The sequence below is a fragment of the Actinopolymorpha pittospori genome (genome assembly GCF_014873875.1).
Lineage (GTDB): Bacteria > Actinomycetota > Actinomycetes > Propionibacteriales > Actinopolymorphaceae > Actinopolymorpha > Actinopolymorpha pittospori.
This window is the reverse complement of the sequence record NZ_JADBEM010000001.1, coordinates 10193501-10210518: the sequence shown is the minus strand read 5'-3', so window position 1 is coordinate 10210518 and position 17018 is coordinate 10193501. Positions and strand designations below refer to the sequence as shown.

Here is a 17018-nt window from a genome sequence, read left to right as displayed (position 1 = left end):
GGATTTATCCGGTGGGCTTCTCCTGTCGGTGGCTCAGGCCACGTCGGGAAGGACCAGCCCGGCCCTGAGCGCGATGTTCCAGGCGCCTACCCGGTCCGCGTGGTCGCGGTGGTCGCAGGCGGTGCACTGGAACTTTTCGCCGTCGCGGTTCTCGCCGTCCACGTGCCCGCATTCGGGGCAGGTGCGGGAGGTGTTGCGGGGGTCGACCGGGATCAGGACGCGAGCGGCGCTTTCAGCCTTCTGCGCGAGGATGCCCAGGAACACCCCCCAACCCGCGTCAAGAATGCTGCGGTTGAGTCCGGCCTTGCAGGCAGCACCGTTCGGCAAGAACGCGCCGGGCTGCTCGGGGTCGGGCTTCGGCCTGGGGGCACGAACCATGTTCGCAATGTTCAGCCGCTCGTGTGCGATCTGGTCGTAGTCGCGGACCAGCCCAAGCGCGGTCTTGTGTGCATGGTCCAGGCGCTGACGCGCCACCTTGCGCAGCAGCTTGGCAACCTTCTCCACCGTCTGCCGGTGCTTGGCGGTGCGGTTCTCCCGCTTGGTTCGGGGGAACGCCTTGAGCGCCCGCTGCGCCTGCTTCAAGGCGTCAGCGTTGCGCTTGCCATGTCGAGGGTTTTCGACGTGGGCACCCTGGCAGGTGGTCAGGAAGTGCGTGACGCCCATGTCGATACCGGTCACCGCGCCCGTGGCGGGCAGCGGTTCGGCGGGCACGTTGTCGCAGGCGAGAACGACGTACCACTGCCGCCCCTCCCGCTTAACGCTGACCGTCTTGACGCGACCCTTCACGAGGCGGTGCTGGTGGACGCGGACGTGCCCGACGCCTTGCAGGCGGACACGAGTGAGGCGATCGTGGGGGGTGGAGTCCCACCGGCAGCCATCCCCGTCCTTGGGGAACTCCACCGTGTCGAACCAGTTCACGCCTCGGAACCTGGGAAAACCGGGCTTCTGCCCGCCCTTCAGCCGCCGGAAGAAGGCTTGGAACGCCTTGTCCAGACGCCGCAACGTGGCCTGCTGCGAGGAGAACGACCAACGCCCTTGACGCTCCGGGTCGAAGGCGCGGATCTCCTTGAGCTGGGCGGACTGATCCCCGTACCGGAGGCTGGTCTTGGAGACGTGCCGATAGGCCTCGCGGCGTTCCTGCAACGCCCCGTTGTACAGGGAGCAGTGATCAGCCAGCATCTCACCGAGAGCCCGCGCCTGCCCGAGAGTGGGACGGAGGAGGAACTTGTAGGCACGTATCACCCCTGCCCCTCCTCCTGCTCCTTCGCCCAGGGACGTTCGGACTGGGTGTCGATGTACTTCTCCACCGTGCCCGCGCTGAGGGCGCCGACCGAGGCAACCAACAACGACGACGACCACAGGGTCGGCATCCGCGACTTCAAGTGCGGGAATTCCTCGCGCAGCACGCGGGAAGTGAAGCCCTTGAACTGGTTCGCCACGTAGGAGGCGGAAGCCTTCGGCCCGTGCTTGAGGAACAGGTGCACATGGTCGGGCATCACCTCAAGGGCGATAATCTCCCAGCCCTTCTCGGCCGCCTTCGCCTCGATCAACTCACGCAGGCGGACCGCGACCCGGCCACCAAGAACCTGGCGACGGTACTTCGGGCACCACACCACGTGCAAACCCAAGTCATACACACCACCGGAGTACCGGCGAACCCTCCGCGGCACAGCCATCCGATCACCATACACACGCCCCACATCTAGCCGAGATCAACAATGCAGACCTGCGGGAACAGTTAAGCCCAGAGCAACCCAGACAAGCGATTCCCCCATACCTAAAGACACCGGTCCCCTCGCTAGCTATCCGATGGCCGGCCCGCGGCCGGTGGGCCGTCAGCCTGAACGGGCCCAGAAGTCGAAGGGGTGCCGGCCGGGCCGGAACCCGTTGGCCTCGACCATGGCGGCCGCCTCGCGGAAGCCGCGGGCGAGCCCGGTCGGGTCGTGGGCGTCGCTCCCGAACGTGATCGCCTCGCCGCCCTCTTCGTGCCACCAGCGGACCACCCGCGGGTCGAGGGGCAGGTTGGTGTTGACTTCCAGCGCCCGACCGCTGCGAGCGAGCGCCCGCAGTGCCTCGCGGAACTCGTCCTCGAACGCGGTCGGATCGAACGGCCCGGCATCGGCCGGCCAGTAGCGAAACGGGTAGTCGATGTGCGCGAGTACCGCGAACACGTCGGAGCCCGCGATCAGTCGCGGCAGTTCGGTCAGGTAGTCGCGTACGACCTCCGCCGCCGGTCGCTTCCGAAACAGATCTGGCGGCTCGAGGAAACGGTCGCCGTCTGGCAGGCAGTGCAGGGAGCCGAGTAGCCGGTCGAAGCTACCGGCGTGGAGCAGCTTGGAGATGGCGGCCTCGTGCCGATGAGGTTCGCCCAACTCCATCCCGGAGATGATCCGCAGGCTCGGGAACTTCTCGCGGCAGCGCTGGATGCATTCGAGGTAGCCGTCCACGTCCATGACGGGCGGGGTCAGCAGCCCGTCCGGCCCGATCAGCGGACGAAGATCCTCATCGAAGTCATCGGCCGTCGCCGTCCACTTCGTGTGATCGACGTGCTCGGTGAACGCGAGCGCGGAAAGACCGATCTCGACGGCTCGCGCGCAGGTCTGCTCCATCGACCCGTTCAGCGCGTCCCAGGACCATTCGCTGTGGACGTGATTGTCTGCCGGCAGCACCACGCGATCCTGTCAGGCGCCGGGAACCTCCACAACCTCGCGTCCGCCGTACCGATCAGGTCTGGGCCGAACGGTCGGCCACCTCGAACCGGTAGACGTTGGTCTCCCGACGCTTGAAGCCGACCTTCTCGTACAGCCGGTTCGCCGCGACGCGCGAGGGGCGCGACGTGAGGTCGACCGTCCTGGCCCCGGACTCCAGCGCCACGCGGATCGCCTCCGTGGTGAGAGTCGAACCCAGGCCGAGCCCTCGCGCGTCGTTGTCGACGATGACGTCCTCGATCCAGGCGCGTGTCCCGGTCGGAATCGGGATCATGACGAGGGTCAGCGCGCCGACGATCCGATCGTCGGTTCGGGCGACGAGCACGGTGTTCGTGGGGCAGGCCAGGATCGTGGCCAGGGCGTCGTGACTCAGCGGGGTCGCGGACGAGGAGAGCTGTGGCAGCAGGCGTCCGAACGCCTCGACCGCCTCGTCCGTCGCCTCGTGAAGTGGTTCGACTCGGATGTCCATGCGCCGAACCTACTGAGCTGAGCCGCCAACCGCGCGTTGCCGGTATCCCTCAAACCGCCCCATTGTCACGAAGTGATCCTTTCGACCGTGGTGACGAAGTCGTGCTTGCCCGCCGTGTAGCTGCGCGGTTCCCGCGCGTGCTCGGCGGCAAGGCCCTTCTTGAGGTCCGCGTAGGCGGTTGCCACCTCGGGGGTTCGTCTGAGGTGGTCGCGGAACGCCACGATGCGCTGCCAGTAGGGGCTACCCGCTTCGGTGACGTGCAGGTGGTGGGTCCGGAGTCGGGTCATGTCGTCCGGCCCCTTGCGAAAGACACGTCGATCCGGATCGTCGGACTCGGACTCGGGCGTGTAGAGGTAGCCGATCTTTTCCAGGTCAGTTACCACCGTCGGGAAATCGTCGTACCCAGCGACGGCGGCCAGGATGTCGATGATCGGCTTCGCCGGCATGCCGGGCACGGACGTGCTGCCCACGTGCTCCACGCGCAGGAGCCGAGAACCGAGTGTCTCGGTGAGCAGTGTGGCTTCTTCGGCGTAGCGCGTCGGCCAGGTCGGGTCGTACTCGACGATGCGAACGGCGGCGTGCCTGAACGTTGATGCTGTGTGGTTAGGGTCTGTCATGATGTCGCCGTGGTCTCGGTGTTCGCTGACCTGACGCTGAGAACCGTGTCGAGATAGTCGGCCATTGCGTCCCTGTTGCGGGTCAGGCACTCGATGCGTTCGGACAGTCGAGCTTGTTCACGTTGCAGTGTGGCGATCATTTCGGGTGTCACGTCGGTGGCGTAGATCGTCTGCTGCTTGTCCAGGCACGGCAGGAGCTGCTGGATGATGCGCGTCGGTAGTCCGGCGTCGAGCAGTCCCTTGATCTGCACCACGATGTCCACGTGTGAATCTTCGTATTCGCGGTATCCGTTGAAGGCGCGGCTGGGTGTGAGCATTCCCTGCTCCTCGTAGTAGCGCAGCAGCCGACGGGACACGCCCGTACGTTCCGCGAGGTCTCCAATTCTCATCTGCTCAACCCTACGACTTGACCTTCACATCTGTGTGAGTGTTCAAGGCTCGCACCCGAGGTGACGAGAGCGGCTGCTGTGGCGGCCACGACAATCACGACCACATCGGAGGCTCCAGATGAAACTCGGACTTCGGCTGCCCCAGAGACTGAGGGTCGACCTGCAACACGACCTGGTCGAAGCAGCCAAAACGGCCGAAGCGGCCGGATACTCCAGTTTGTGGACGTATGAACAGCTCCTCTTCGCCGAGACGCCCATCGAACCGTATGCTCCGCCGAACGTGCCGTGGCCGGAAAGCGGGCGGCAGACCGCCGACCCCCTGGCAGTCCTCACGGCGGCAGCGGTGGTGACCGAACAGGTCCGCCTCGGTACCGCCGTTCTGATCGCCGCTCTCCATACACCCCTCCAGCTGGCGAAGCAGCTGGCCACGATCGACCAGATCAGCGGTGGGCGTGTGGTCGCGGGTATGGGCGCAGGCTGGGCCACCGACGGACTCCAGGCGGCCGGCGCCACCCGAGCGGATCGCGGCCGCTTCCTCGACGAGACGCTGGACGTGTTCGAGGCCGTGTGGGGGCCGGACCTGGTGAACTTCCGGAGTCCTCGCGTGATCATCAACAATGCGGCGGTCCTGCCCAAGCCCGTTTCGAAGATCCCCGTGATGCTCGCAGGCGGTGCCGCCAACCTGGGCCGCAGTGGCAGTCCCAAGGCCATGGAGCGTGTCGCCAAACGTGCGGACGGCTGGTTGCCGCTCCTCACCACACCCGGGCCGGCCGGAGCCGCGGAACTGCACGCGAACTGGGACCGCATCCGGGAGATGGCTTCCGAGTACGGCCGGGACGCGAGCCGGATGGAGATGGTCGTGGTGGGAAACATCACCTTCACCGACCGTCTGGCAGGACCTGACCGGTCGGCGTTCATCGGCACGCTCGACCAGATCATGGAGGACATCCACACGGCCGCAGAGGCGGGCGCGAACGAGCTCATCCTGGATCTGAATCTGCAGGACTCGTTCACCAACACCCAGCAGATGCTCGAGACGGCGGTGGAGATCCGCGAACGGGCCCCGGCCTCATGACCGAAGCTGCCAACGCCGCAGACGGGCGGACTCGCCTCTGAGCCGGCTGTGGCGACGTCCGCACCCAAAGACCCCTGGGGCGCGGCCCCGCCTACCGCTTGGCCGGGGCGCGCGATCACCTGCTCGCGTTGGCGTACTCGCTCTCGCCGACCGGTTGGATCCAGCCGGCGCGGACGACGATCTCGCGCGCGACTTCCGGAATCGGCCGGACATCGTTGACCACCGTGAAGTCCTCGAGGCCCGCGGCGTCGAGCAGCGCCTCCTGTTCGGTCAGCTGTGCCAGTTGCCTGTCGAGGAGCGCGCCCGTGTCCCTGCCACGAAGGCGTGCGCGCACGAGCTCCGTGGGGGCAACGAGCCGGACCAGCTGAACCTCGCAGTCGCCGAGGCTGTTGGCGAACTCGTCTCGCATGGCCGCGCTGTCGATGCCGGTCGAGACGACGATGTACTCGGCGCCGAGCGCCCGGTAGTTCGGCCAGACGGCGGCGAGGTTCGCGCACTTCAACCGGTCGTAGAACCCGTTACGCAGGGCCGATCCGCTTGGTGGTGGTGGGCCGAACTGGGCGAGGTCGTCCGTGTCGACGACCGCGGTGACAAGGCCTGCCGATGTCAGGACCCCTCCGATCGCGCCGATCATGGTGGACTTTCCGACGCCGTTGACTCCGTTGAGGAGCAAGCCTCGGTTCACGAAACCTCCCAGTCGTATGGCTGAACGTCGAACGCTTGGGTGTCGCGGGTCTCGCCGGGAGTCGCTCCGAACGTCCGGGCGACACACCCGGACGACCATACCGGTGGACGGCCAGGCCTGGTCGTGACCACCGACGGCGTCAGGGCTGGTGCCAGTCGCGGACCCACACACGAGGCGTCGAGGCAGCGTTCAACTACCGGTGCGGCCGTCGATGCGTTCGCGAAGTAGGTCGGCGTGGCCGTTGTGGCGGTCGTACTCCGAACACATGTGGCACATGATCCAGCGCAGGGACATCGGCCCGTAGCGGGGATGGGAGAACGTCTCCTCGAGCGACCGGTCGCGGACCGCCTCACGACACCTCCCACTCCCGGACCAGCAGGTGGTACGCCGCTTCGGCGTGAGGGGAGTCCACGTCATCGAAGGCGGCGTTCGGGGTGTCGGGGCGACCGTAGATGCTCGGGACGTCCCGACCCGCGAATCGTCGAGGGAACCAGGTTCGCTCCACGTCGGTGACGTGTCGGATCAGGCCGAGCAGTGACAGCGACGAGGGTGACACCGTCCGAAGTGCCAGCTGCTCGGCGGTGAGGCCGGCGCACTTGTGGAGGAGGGTGGACCGGCCCCGTTCGAGGAAGCCCTCCAGAGTCGCGCGCTCATTCCCGGTGAAGGGCTCGTCCGCCCACTTCACCTCTGGCGCCGTCCAGCCCAGCTGATCAACCTCGTTTCGGTCCTAGGCAAGTGTGCTCCGTCTTAGCAACCCGTCAATGGTTCGGTCGGGCCCGTCAACGCCGTATCAACGTCGGCGTCACGTCGGGGCGGCGGTTCTACGGTCATGGAGCGCCCGCCGAAGACGGCGGGTTCGGCTACCTGAGGAGAACATGTCATGACCGACGCCACGCTCAGTGACGACCCGGACCCATCGGAACTGCGCCCGGCCGGGCCGCTCTTCGTTCCCGTCCGGTCGGGTTCAGCCTCGTGTGCGATCCGACTCTTCCGTACGCCGCTGGGCCGTCGTACCGCCGTCGGATTCACCACCCAGGAGCGCCTCGTCGCCCTGCTCGGTCAGAACCAGGCCTGGATCAGGCTCGCCGAGCCCGCGATGCGCGCCATGGTCGAACCACTGGGCGTGGCCACGGTCACCGTGGACCCACAGTTCGCCGCCCCCGGAGTGAAGGCCTCCGGACGGAGCGCCGCGACCGCCCCCGATCCGAGTCGCGCGGCGCGGGCCAAGAACAGCCCCTCCGCCTCCTGCCAGCCGGGCGAGCCCGAGTGGGCGAGCGCCGGCCGCGTCGGGGCGTACGGGTCCTGATTCTCCCGGCCGGAGACGGCCGGTCGCACCACCTCTGGCGTCAGGAGTTCGCGCGACGTCGCGCCGAACCCGGCCAACCCCACCTGGCCCGTAACTGTGAGGTTCTGGTGACTCTCGAAAACGTCGCCGCACTCGTTGTCGCCGTGGTCCTGGCCGGCTACCTGCTGTCCGCCCTCATCGTCCCGGAGCGGTTCTGATGAGCGCCACAGCGCCCGTGAGGCCCGCGCCCGACCAGGCCGACCACTCGCCGGGACCGGAGCGCCCGCACCGCGTCGGTGCGGGCCTGCTGGATCCGCGTCAACTGTGGCTTGCCCTGCCGGCCGCGCTGCGCAAGCTCAACCCCGTCACCATGATCCGCAACCCGGTCATGTTCGTCACCGAGATCGGGGCGGCGTTGACCACGTGCCTCGCCATCGTGCACCCGAGCGTGTTCGGGTGGCTGATCACCGCGTGGCTGTGGCTGACCGTGGTCTTCGCCAACCTCGCCGAGGCGGTCGCCGAGAGCCGTGGGAAGGCGCAGGCGGACACGCTTCGGCGTACGCGCCAGCAGACCAGTGGACGCAGAGTCGGCAACTGGCAGCCAGGCCTCGCGCCGTCGGACCTTGCCGAGGAGACGGTTCCGGCGATCGACCTGCGTCGCGGCGACCTGGTGCTGGTCACGGCCGGCGAACTCATCCCGGGCGACGGTGACGTCGTGGAGGGAGTGGCCAGCGTCGACGAGTCGGCGATCAGCGGCGAGTCCGCCCCGGTGATTCGTGAGTCGGGCGGCGATCGGTCCGGTGACCGGCGGTACGAAGGTGCTGTCCGACCGGATCGTCGTACGCATCACGCAGGAACCAGGGGCGAGCTTCCTGGACCGGATGATCGCCCTCGTCGAAGGCGCCAACCGCAAGAAGACGCCGAACGAACTCGCCCTCAACCTGCTGCTGGTCATGCTGACCTTCGTCTTCCTGGTCGCGGTGGTCACCGTCCAGCCGATGGCGATCTTCTCCAAGGCCTTCATGGGAGCGGCGCGGGACACCGAGGCGTTGACCTCCGACGGGGTCACCGGCATCGTCCTGGTGTCCCTGTTGGTCTGCCTGATCCCGACGACGATCGGTGGGTTGCTCTCGGCTATCGGTATCGCGGGCATGGACCGGCTGGTTCAACGGAACGTTCTCGCGATGTCCGGGCGAGCGGTCGAGGCGGCCGGCGATGTCAACACCCTGCTCCTGGACAAGACCGGAACCATCACCTACGGCAACCGGCAGGCGGTGGAGTTCCTCCTCGTCGACGGGGTCGCCCCGGAGCGGCTCGCGGACGCGGCGCTTCGGTCCAGCCTCGCGGACGAGACGCCGGAGGGCCGTTCGATCGTCGACCTCGCGCACCGTGGCACGCCGTCGTCGGGAGAGGGCACGAACCTGCCGGGGGCCCTCTGGGTGGCCTTCAGCGCCACCACTCGCATGTCGGGCGTCGACCTGCCGGAGGGACACCAACTCCGCAAGGGTGCCGCGACCGCCGTCGCCGACTGGGTGGAGGGCGGTCGTGGAACAGTCCCCGCGACCCTGGCTCCGCTTGTCGAAGGGGTGTCGGCGGCCGGCGGAACGCCGCTGGTGGTGGCCGAGCGGGTCGACGACCAGCCGGCCCGGGTGCTGGGCGTCATCCACCTCAAGGATGTCGTCAAGCCAGGCTTGGCGGCGCGTTTCGGTGAGATGCGGCGGATGGGTATCCGTACCGTCATGGTGACCGGTGACAACCCGGTGACCGCGAAGGCGATCGCCGCCGAGGCCGGCGTGGACGACTTCGTCGCGGAGGCGACCCCCGAGGACAAGCTGGCCCTCATCCGGCGCGAGCAGGCCGACGGCCACCTGATCGCGATGACCGGGGACGGCACGAACGACGCGCCGGCTCTGGCGCAGGCCGACGTCGGCGTGGCGATGAGTACGGGGACGTCGGCCGCCAAGGAGGCCGGCAACATGGTCGACCTCGACTCCGACCCGACGAAGATCATGGACATCGTCGAGATCGGAAAGCAGCTCCTGATCACTCGTGGAGCGTTGACGACCTTCTCGATCGCCAACGACATCGCGAAGTACTTCGCGATCCTTCCCGCGATGTTCGGCGGCGTCTACCCGTCGCTGCGGAACGTCAACATCATGCAGTTGCACTCTCCGACGTCGGCGATCCTGTCCGCCGTCATCTTCAACGCGGTCGTCATCGTCGCGCTGATCCGCTTGCCCTGCGAGGGGTGCTGTATCGGCCGAGCGGCGCGTCCGACCTGCTCACCAGGAACCTGTGGGTGTACGGCCTGGGCGGGCTGGTCGTGCCGTTCCTCGCGATCAAGTTCATCGACGTCGCCATCGTCTCGTTCATCCCCGGGATCTGACCATGTCTCGTCTGTCTGTGGAGTCCTCCTGGCTCCGCCAGTTGTTGGCGGCGGTCCGGGTTGTCGTGGTGATCACCGTGGTGGTGGGCCTGGCCTACCCGCTCGCGATGACCGCCGTCGCGCAGGTGCCGGGGCTGCGCTCCAGGGCCCAGGGATCGCGGGTGGACGGTCCCGACGGCAGGCAGGTCGGAAGTTCGCTGATCGGTCAGTCGTTCAGCGACGCCGACGGACAAGCCGTGCGCGCCTACTTCCAGCCGCGGCCGTCCAACGCGGGCGACGGGTACGACGCCGCCGCCTCGGCAGCGGGCAACCTCGGTCCGGAAAGCGTCGTCGACACCCTGCCCGGCGCGGATGATCCTGACTCGGGCAAGCAGAGCCTGCTCACGCAGGTGTGCGCGCTGAGCCGGCAGGTCGGAGAACTCGAGCGCGTCGACGGGCGCCGCCCCTTCTGTACGCCGGACGGTGTGGGAGCCGTCCTCGGCGTCTTCCGCGCCGACGGCCTGACCGGCACCGCCCGGCGGGTGGTCAGCCTCAACCAGGCATGCCCGGCGCGCCCGTTCGTCCGCACCTACGAAGGTGTCACGGTCCAGTGCGCGCAACCAGGAGCGGACTACCACCAGGCGGTGGTCACGCCGATCCGAGGCGACGCACCCGCCGACCCGAAGGTTCCCGCCGACGCGGTCACCGCCAGCGGAAGCGGTCTGGACCCGCACATCAGCCCGGCCTATGCCAGGCTGCAGGTCGCACGCGTCGCACGCGAACGCGGCATCAGCGAGCGGACCGTTCTCGCGTTGGTCGACACCTACACCACCGGCCGTGCGCTGGGCTTCCTCGGAGCACCGAGCGTCAACGTGCTCGAGCTGAACATCGCCCTCGACCGCACCCACCCCGTGCAGGGAGCATGAGATGTACGGCCTGATCCAGGCGCTGTTCGTCGTCACCCTTGTCGTGGCTCTGCACGTCCCGCTCGGTGACTACATGGCCAGGGCCCTCGACGGTGCGCGTCACCTCAGGGTCGAGACCGCGATCTACCGGGTGTGCGGCGTCGATCCGGACAAGGAACAGGACTGGCGCCACTACCTGCTCGCGCTGCTCGCGTTCACCTTCGCGAGCATCGCGGCGCTCTTCGCCCTGTTCACCTTCCAGGACAAACTTCCCTGGTCGCTCGGGCACGAGGGGATGCCGTGGCGGCTGGCCCTGCACACAGCGGTCAGCTTCACCACCAACACCAGTTGGCAGAACTACGCGGGTGAGTCGACGACGGGCCATCTCGCGGTGATGGCGGGGCTCGGCACCCAGGCGTTCGCCTCCGCCGCCGTCGGCATCTGCGTCGCGCTCGCGCTGGTGCGTGGCTTCGTCCGTCGCAGCACCGACCAACTCGGTAACTTCTGGGTCGATCTGATCCGCACCATCCTGCGGATCCTGGTCCCTATCGCGGTCGTCTCCGGGCTCGTCTGATCGCGCTCGGTGTCCAGCAGAACCTCGCCGGAGCCCACACCGTGAGCACCCTGGCGGGAGGTCAGCAGACGCTCATCGGCGGTCCGGTGGGATCGTGGGAGTCGATCAAGCTGATGTCCGGCGACGGCGGTGGATTCTTCAACGTCAGCAGCGCTCACCCGTTCGAGAACCCCTCGGCCTGGTCGAACACCGTCGAGATCGTGCTCATGCTGCTCATCCCGACGGCGTTCCTGCGCACCTACGGCCGGCTGATCGGAAGTCTCAAGCAGGGGTGGACGTTGCTCGCCATCGTCGGCATCCTCTTCGGCCTGCTGCTGCTCGCCGCCAACCTCGCGCAGAGCGCGCACAACGGTACGGTCACCGAGGCCGTCGGGGGTCAGGTGGAAGGCACCGAGACGCGGATCGGCATCCCTGGCAGCACACTGTTCGGCGTGTCCGCCACCGCCACCGCGGACGGCGCGGTCAACTCCTCCTACGACAGCTTCTCCAGCTTCGGCGGCGCCGTGTTGCTGTCGGCGATGATGCTCGGCGAGATCGCGCCCGGCGGCACGGGCAGTGGCCTGTACGGCCTGCTGATCGCCGTCCTCGTCTCGGTGTTCATCGGTGGACTGATGGTCGGTCGTACGCCTGAGTACCTCCGTAAGCGACTCGGCTTCGGCGAGATGAGGTACGTCGTGTTGTACGCACTCGTCGCGCCGACGACGATCCTCCTCAGCTCCGCGGTGGCGGTGGCGTTCCAGGCCGGACCGTCCTCCATGGGCAATCCCGGACCACACGGCCTCACCGAACTCATCTACGCCTACACGAGCAACGTCAACAGCAACGGGAGTGCGATGGCCGGCTTCAACGGGGCCACCGACTTCCACAATCTGCTGATGTCGGCGGCGATGCTGGTCGGACGCTACCTTCCGATGGTGTTCCTGCTCGCCCTGGCCGGAAGACTCGCCCGTCAACAGCCGGTTGTCGAGACCGCGGGCACGCTGCGGGCTCAGGGCGTCAACTTCGTCGTCCTCGCCACCGGCACCGCCATGATCCTGGCGTTGCTCAACTTCCTGCCGGCACTGTCGCTCGGCCCCATCGCCGAAGGGTTGTTCTGAGACCGGCCGCCGGGTTCAGCGGGCGTGGCTGTGGTGGGTGACGCGGGAGTGGGCAAGCTCCCCGGCGGCCCCGAGTGGGTTGGCGTGGATGCTCGCCCGGGCCAGCCGTGGCAACGCGTGCAGGAGCCGGTGTTCGACGGCGTGGGTGATCTCGTGGGCGTCGACGACGCTGAGGTTGGCATCGACCGTGACGTCGGCCTCGGCGTGTAGGGCGTGTCCGACCCAGCGCAGACGCAGGTGCTGGACGGCGTGGACGCCGGACGTCTCGCCCGCGACCTGTTCGGCGAGCCGTGAGAGGTCGGGGTCCACCGCGTCCAGCAGCCTGCCGAACACCTCTCGCGCCGCACTCCACAGCACACTCACGATCGCGGCCGTGATCGCCAGGCCCACCAGCGGGTCGGCCCAGGTCCACCCCAGCGCGAGGCCGCCCGCCGAGACCAGGACGGCCAGGCTGGTGAAGCCGTCGGTACGGGCGTGCAGGCCGTCGGCGACGAGTGCGGCGGACCCGATCTGCCGCCCGACTCTGATCCGGTAGCGGGCGACCAGTTCGTTCCCGGCGAACCCGACGACGCCCGCCACCGCCAGCCAGCCGAGGTTGGTGACCTCACGAGGGTGGGACAGCCGGTCGATGGCCTCCCAGGCGGCGAGGCCGGCCGAGGTCGCGATGACGAGCACGATCACGAGTCCGGCCAGGTCCTCCGCCCGTCCGAGCCCGTAGGTGAACCGGCGGGTGACCGCACGCCGGCCGAGGACGAAGGCGATCGCGAGCGGAACGGCGGTCAACGCGTCGGCGACGTTGTGCAGGGTGTCGCCCAGCAGGGCCACCGAACTGGTCACCACGACCAGACCGGCCTGGACCACCGCGGTGACCAGCAGGGCGGCGAAGGAGATCCACAGAGCGCGCAGGCCCCGTCGGCTGGCCTCCAGAGCCCCGTCGATCACGTCCGCGCTGTCGTGGCTGTGCGGCGTGAGGAGATGCCGGAACCTCGCCAGCAGGGTGGGGCGTGACCGGGAGCCGTGCCCGTGCCCATGCCTGTGCCCGTGGCCGTGATCAGGACCGTGGCCGGGATCAGGACCGTCGTGGTGATCAGGAGCGTGACCGTGACCGTGGTCGGAAGGTCGCTCGGTGCTCATGCCGACAGAATCACACCGAAAACCGATTGCAGCATCCCACGAACAGCGACAGCAGTGTGGTCGCGAATCCGGTGCAACGAGCGGGCCCGACCCATTGACTCGGGGCGCTAGGAGGTTCAGCCTTTTCGCATGGGCTTGGGGATATTGATAGGGGTGGTCGTCCTCGGCCTGGTCCTCGTTCTCGTGGGCTACGTGCGCGGGAGGCGTGGGCTGGAGCGGGGGAACGACGCGCGCGAACGCGCACTCGACAACGATCAGGTCCGGGCGCTTCGCAACTGGCCCGGTGATTCCAGTAACACCGGATACGGGTCCGACATGTCCTCCTACGGTCCCTGAAGGGCCTGGGTGGGACCGGGTAGGACCGCGTCGGAACCTCATCTGCCACACGCGTGACGCTGCCGCCCGCGGGGCTTGACGTGCCCCGTCGCGAGGTTCAACTTTGGGAAATGGTCCTGTGGATTGTTGTGGGAGTGGTGATCCTGGGCGTTGCCCTGGTCGCCGCCGGCCGGTGGGGCGCGGCCAACGCCCTGCCGCGGCGTAAGCGGAGGCGCCAGGACGACAAGATCCCGGGCGTCGGGGAGAGGCCAGGAGACCAGTTCGGTGCCGGATGGCCGGGCGGTCCGCCGTCCTCGTAGCACGCCGGGTCGCGTCGTCGTGCGTACAACGGTCAGGAGGCGACGCGGCGTGCCTTCCAGACCTCCTCGCTCGGCCACTGCCGGGCCCACTCCAACTCGACGTAGTCGTAGTCGGTCGAGGCGTTCTCACCCGGATACACCTCGATCAGGTCCTCCAGCACGAAACCGCTCTCCCGGAGAAGCCGGATCATCGGGCCGTGGGGGAGCGCGAAGTTCACCCCGCCCTCATCATCAGCGATCCGCGACATTCCGAACTGCGGGCGCAGCAGGGTGTCGCCGGCCGCGCCCGTCGCCGGTGTGCACAGCGTCAGCAGATCCGAGCTGCGCATGAAGACGAGTTCGCCGCCGGGCCGGAGAAGACGCGCGGCCTCGGGTATCCAGCGGTAGGGATCGCACCAGGACGAGGCGCCGTGCTCGCTGATCGCGACGTCGAAGCTCGCGTCCGGAAGGGGGACCTGCTCGGCGTTGCCGTGCAGCAGCGGGAAGCGGATGTCGAACTCGTCCTGGCAGGCCCGGGCGGCGGCGAGTTGCCGTTCGGAGTTGTCGATCCCGACCGGTCGAGCACCGGCACGGGCAGCCCAGGCGGACACGTACGCCGTTCCGCAGCCGAGCTCGATCAGATCCTTACCGGCGAGGTCGGCGGGTAGGACGGGAAGGTCCTGCTGTGGGATCGCCCAGACTCCCCAGTGCGGCTCGGCTGCCCACTGTGCGCGGGCGCGGTCGGCGAAGAAGGCGCTGATGTCGGTGTCCCACGCCTCCCGGTTGCGGCGCACGTGCTCGGGTAGCTCCTCGACCGGCTGGTTTCCCATGCGCTCACCCAAGCGTGCTCCCCCTGCGCGGGGCAACGGGTTTCCACCGGCCTGTCGCGGCCCGCGGTGCACCCTCCGCCCGGTCGCCCGCGAGCGGTGGTCCGCGCCCCGCGCCCATCGGTAGGGTCGCGACCCATGACCACGACGGGCTGCTACACCTGCGACCGCGAAGCCGAGTTCGACCAGCTGCCGCCACGGGAGCGCATCGCCTACGACGAACACTGGCGGGTCGTCCACGCGACCGGAAGTGGCCTGCTCGGTTGGCTGGTCCTGGTGCCTCGGCGCCACGTCATGGAGTTGGCCGAGCTGACCGACGCGGAGGCGGCTGGCCTCGGTGCCTGGCAGGTGCGGCTCGCTCGCGTCCTGGCCGCGGAGCTGGACGCGCCCAAGACCTACGTCGCGGAGTTCGGTGAAGCACCCGGCTACCACCTGCACTTCCACGTCGTCCCACGCCCGCGTGCCCTCGACCAGAGCCTGCGCGGACCGGGCATCTTCGGGTTGCTCGGTCGCGGCGATGACGAGCAGGTCGGCGCCGAGGATCGGGACGACCTCGCCAAGCGGCTCGCTGCGCGCCTCACCTCCTGAGCGCACCGAGCGCGCGACCGCGGCCGCCGTTCCTCAGACGGCCATCGCCGGCGCCGACGGGCTGGGAGTCGCCGGTGGGTCGTAGTCCGCCCAGGCGGCGGCCAGGCGACGGACGGCCTCGCTCAACTGGTCGGGCGGGGCGATGAAGTGGATGCGGAGGTACGCCTCGCTCCGGCCGCCCGCGTCGAGTCCCCGTCCGGGCAGGATGGCGACGCCGTTCCGCAACGCTGTCTGCGCGAACGACGTGGAGTCGCCACGGGGTAGCCGAATCCAGAGGGTCTGCCCGCCTCGGGCTGTCGTGGGGACCTCCCACTCCGGTAGCCGGTGGGCGAGTTCGGCGCGAAGGTGCTCACACTGGGCCTGCCGTTGGGCGGCCTGTCGGTGCCGGATCGGGTCGAGCCGGTCCAGCAGGTGCGCGGCCGCGAGTTGCGCGGGTACGTTGCCGCCAAGGTCGTGGACGACGCGGAGCCGGGCGAGCCGGGTGACGACGCTCGACGGCGCGCGGACCCAGCCGATCCGCAGTCCGCCCCACACGACCTTGCTGAGCGACCCGATCGAGATCACCTGGTCGGTGGACGTGGCCAGCGGCGGTGGCGGTTCCTCCCCGGGAAACCCGAGTTCGACGAGTGCCTCGTCCTCGATGAGGCGGACGTCGTACCGCGCGGTGGTCGACACCAGCCGCTGCCGTCGCAGCGCCGGCAGCACCTGGCCCGTCGGATTGTGGAACGTCGGAATCACGTACGCGAGCGACACGTCGTGGTCGGCGACGATCGTCTCCAGGCCGTCCAACCCGACGGGGAGTGGGCGGAGTACGGCGGCCTCCTCCCGGAACACCTCCAGCGCGCCCGGATAGGTCGGGGCCTCGACGACCACCACGTCACCGGGGCTGACGAAGGCGCGAGCGAGCAACGACAGCGCCTGCTGCCCTCCGGTGGTGACGAGGACCTGCTCGGGGGTGGTCGGGACTCCGCGTCGCTCGTAGCGCTCGGCGATCGCGCGACGCAGGGCCGGGTGGCCCGTCGGGTGGTACCCGATGTCGCCGGTGAGGGCCGCGAGTTCGGGCAGCGTCTCCGCGTACGCCTGCACGAGTTCGGGCGGTGGCGCGTCGGGAGCGGCACAGGCGAGCAGGATCACGTCGTCCTTCGACTCGAGCAGGTGCAGGAACGCGGGCGCGTCGGTGGTGCCGCGGATCTCGGATCCGGCCGGGCCGGCGACGCGGGTGCCGCTGCCCTGTCGCCGCACGATGCGGCCCTCGACGGCCAGCCGATCGTAGGCGTTGACGACCGTGCTCCGGCCCACTGCCAGCGCCGAGGCCAGGGCGCGATCCGGAGGCAGCGGGGCGTCGGGGCGGAGTTCGCCGTCGTCGATCAGCGTGCCCAGTCGCGTCGCGAGCAGGACGTACAACGGGCCACGGCCTGACGACCAGCGGCCCAGGCGTTGGGTGAGCTCAATTGGATCCATCGGCAAACCAATCTAGCCGAATTGGCTCTGGGAACCCGCGCTCCCCGTCTCGACCATGGGTGTGGGCGCTACCGGTGCCTCGAAGACCCGAGTCGCTTCGGCCGTCCGGGGCGCGCACGACGAACGAGGAGGACGCGTGGATCGCCACGAACTCCGCCAGCGGTTCGCCACTCTGACGACCGCCCATCTGGCCGATGCCTGTCCGCGTGCGGGCGTTTCGGTGCG

At 68.6% G+C, this 17018-nt stretch carries 19 protein-coding genes and 2 pseudogenes; 9 read left to right on the top strand and 12 right to left on the bottom strand.

The window, feature by feature from the left end; translation table 11 throughout:
- Positions 1 to 33: 33 nt before the first annotated feature.
- The 6 genes from HEB94_RS47220 to HEB94_RS47195 form a co-directional block, all read right to left on the bottom strand.
- Positions 34 to 1242 (bottom strand): RNA-guided endonuclease InsQ/TnpB family protein, encoded by a 1209-nt coding sequence (locus HEB94_RS47220; RefSeq protein ID WP_192755876.1) that lies wholly within the window; start codon positions 1240 to 1242, stop codon positions 34 to 36.
- Positions 1239 to 1676, bottom strand: a complete 438-nt coding sequence (gene tnpA, locus HEB94_RS47215) for an IS200/IS605 family transposase (RefSeq protein WP_192755875.1) — start codon at positions 1674 to 1676, stop codon at positions 1239 to 1241. Before tnpA ends, HEB94_RS47220 begins: the two co-directional genes overlap by 4 nt.
- A 159-nt stretch (positions 1677 to 1835) precedes the next feature.
- A complete protein-coding gene (locus HEB94_RS47210) occupies positions 1836 to 2669 on the bottom strand; it encodes a PHP domain-containing protein (protein WP_337918468.1) in 834 nt (277 codons plus the stop codon).
- A 55-nt stretch (positions 2670 to 2724) separates the two neighbouring features.
- Positions 2725 to 3177: a GNAT family N-acetyltransferase gene (locus HEB94_RS47205; protein WP_192755873.1), complete on the bottom strand. Its 453-nt coding sequence runs from the start codon at positions 3175 to 3177 to the stop codon at positions 2725 to 2727.
- Between the two features lie 65 nt (positions 3178 to 3242).
- Positions 3243 to 3794, bottom strand: coding sequence for a GrpB family protein (locus HEB94_RS47200; RefSeq protein WP_192755872.1), 552 nt, complete (start codon positions 3792 to 3794; stop codon positions 3243 to 3245).
- On the bottom strand, positions 3791 to 4183 hold the full coding sequence (locus HEB94_RS47195) for a MerR family transcriptional regulator (RefSeq protein WP_192755871.1): 393 nt from the start codon (positions 4181 to 4183) through the stop codon (positions 3791 to 3793). The genes HEB94_RS47200 and HEB94_RS47195 overlap by 4 nt, the downstream gene beginning before the upstream one ends.
- Positions 4184 to 4301: 118 nt before the next feature.
- Here HEB94_RS47195 and HEB94_RS47190 point away from each other — a divergent pair, with 118 nt between their 5' ends.
- A complete protein-coding gene (locus tag HEB94_RS47190) occupies positions 4302 to 5258 on the top strand; it encodes an LLM class F420-dependent oxidoreductase (protein WP_192755870.1) in 957 nt (318 codons plus the stop codon).
- Positions 5259 to 5373: 115 nt separating this feature from the next.
- Here the strand turns inward: HEB94_RS47190 and HEB94_RS47185 are convergent, their stop codons facing one another.
- The 3 genes from HEB94_RS47185 to HEB94_RS53150 all read right to left on the bottom strand — a co-directional run bounded on the left by HEB94_RS47185 (position 5374) and on the right by HEB94_RS53150 (position 6628).
- Positions 5374 to 5943, bottom strand: a complete 570-nt coding sequence (locus HEB94_RS47185; RefSeq protein ID WP_192755869.1) for an ATP-binding protein — start codon at positions 5941 to 5943, stop codon at positions 5374 to 5376.
- Between the two features lie 189 nt (positions 5944 to 6132).
- A complete protein-coding gene (locus HEB94_RS53155; RefSeq protein WP_202896917.1) occupies positions 6133 to 6360 on the bottom strand; it encodes a mycothiol transferase in 228 nt (75 codons plus the stop codon).
- Positions 6293 to 6628: a mycothiol transferase gene (locus tag HEB94_RS53150; protein ID WP_202896916.1), complete on the bottom strand. Its 336-nt coding sequence runs from the start codon at positions 6626 to 6628 to the stop codon at positions 6293 to 6295. Before HEB94_RS53150 ends, HEB94_RS53155 begins: the two co-directional genes overlap by 68 nt.
- A gap of 195 nt (positions 6629 to 6823) precedes the next feature.
- Here HEB94_RS53150 and HEB94_RS47175 point away from each other — a divergent pair, with 195 nt between their 5' ends.
- The 5 genes and pseudogenes from HEB94_RS47175 to kdpA all read left to right on the top strand — a co-directional run bounded on the left by HEB94_RS47175 (position 6824) and on the right by kdpA (position 12169).
- Complete coding sequence (locus HEB94_RS47175) at positions 6824 to 7249, top strand: SAV_915 family protein (RefSeq protein ID WP_202896915.1); 426 nt, start codon at positions 6824 to 6826, stop codon at positions 7247 to 7249.
- A 107-nt stretch (positions 7250 to 7356) separates the two neighbouring features.
- On the top strand, positions 7357 to 7446 hold the full coding sequence (gene kdpF, locus HEB94_RS47170; RefSeq protein WP_192755868.1) for a K(+)-transporting ATPase subunit F: 90 nt from the start codon (positions 7357 to 7359) through the stop codon (positions 7444 to 7446).
- Between the two features lie 170 nt (positions 7447 to 7616).
- Positions 7617 to 9614: pseudogene (kdpB, locus tag HEB94_RS47165) on the top strand (potassium-transporting ATPase subunit KdpB).
- 2 nt (positions 9615 to 9616) lie between these two features.
- Positions 9617 to 10519 (top strand): potassium-transporting ATPase subunit C, encoded by a 903-nt coding sequence (locus HEB94_RS54060; protein ID WP_192755867.1) that lies wholly within the window; start codon positions 9617 to 9619, stop codon positions 10517 to 10519.
- 1 nt (position 10520) lies between these two features.
- Positions 10521 to 12169, top strand: a pseudogene (kdpA, locus tag HEB94_RS47155) (potassium-transporting ATPase subunit KdpA).
- Positions 12170 to 12184: 15 nt separating this feature from the next.
- Here kdpA and HEB94_RS47150 read toward each other — a convergent pair.
- Complete coding sequence (locus HEB94_RS47150) at positions 12185 to 13303, bottom strand: cation diffusion facilitator family transporter (protein WP_192755866.1); 1119 nt, start codon at positions 13301 to 13303, stop codon at positions 12185 to 12187.
- A gap of 129 nt (positions 13304 to 13432) precedes the next feature.
- Between HEB94_RS47150 and HEB94_RS47145 the strand changes: the two genes are divergently transcribed.
- Both HEB94_RS47145 and HEB94_RS47140 read left to right on the top strand, forming a co-directional pair.
- On the top strand, positions 13433 to 13639 hold the full coding sequence (locus HEB94_RS47145) for a hypothetical protein (protein WP_192755865.1): 207 nt from the start codon (positions 13433 to 13435) through the stop codon (positions 13637 to 13639).
- Positions 13640 to 13749: 110 nt separating this feature from the next.
- Entirely contained in the window at positions 13750 to 13938 is a 189-nt protein-coding gene (locus HEB94_RS47140) for a hypothetical protein (protein WP_192755864.1), read from the top strand.
- Between the two features lie 32 nt (positions 13939 to 13970).
- Here HEB94_RS47140 and HEB94_RS47135 read toward each other — a convergent pair whose 3' ends face one another.
- Positions 13971 to 14759, bottom strand: a complete 789-nt coding sequence (locus HEB94_RS47135; protein WP_238361813.1) for a class I SAM-dependent methyltransferase — start codon at positions 14757 to 14759, stop codon at positions 13971 to 13973.
- Between the two features lie 123 nt (positions 14760 to 14882).
- Between HEB94_RS47135 and HEB94_RS47130 the strand changes: the two genes are divergently transcribed.
- Positions 14883 to 15332 (top strand): HIT family protein, encoded by a 450-nt coding sequence (locus HEB94_RS47130; protein WP_192755863.1) that lies wholly within the window; start codon positions 14883 to 14885, stop codon positions 15330 to 15332.
- A 33-nt stretch (positions 15333 to 15365) separates the two neighbouring features.
- Here the strand turns inward: HEB94_RS47130 and HEB94_RS47125 are convergent, their stop codons facing one another.
- Positions 15366 to 16793, bottom strand: coding sequence for an aminotransferase-like domain-containing protein (locus HEB94_RS47125; RefSeq protein WP_192755862.1), 1428 nt, complete (start codon positions 16791 to 16793; stop codon positions 15366 to 15368).
- Positions 16794 to 17018: the final 225 nt, after the last annotated feature.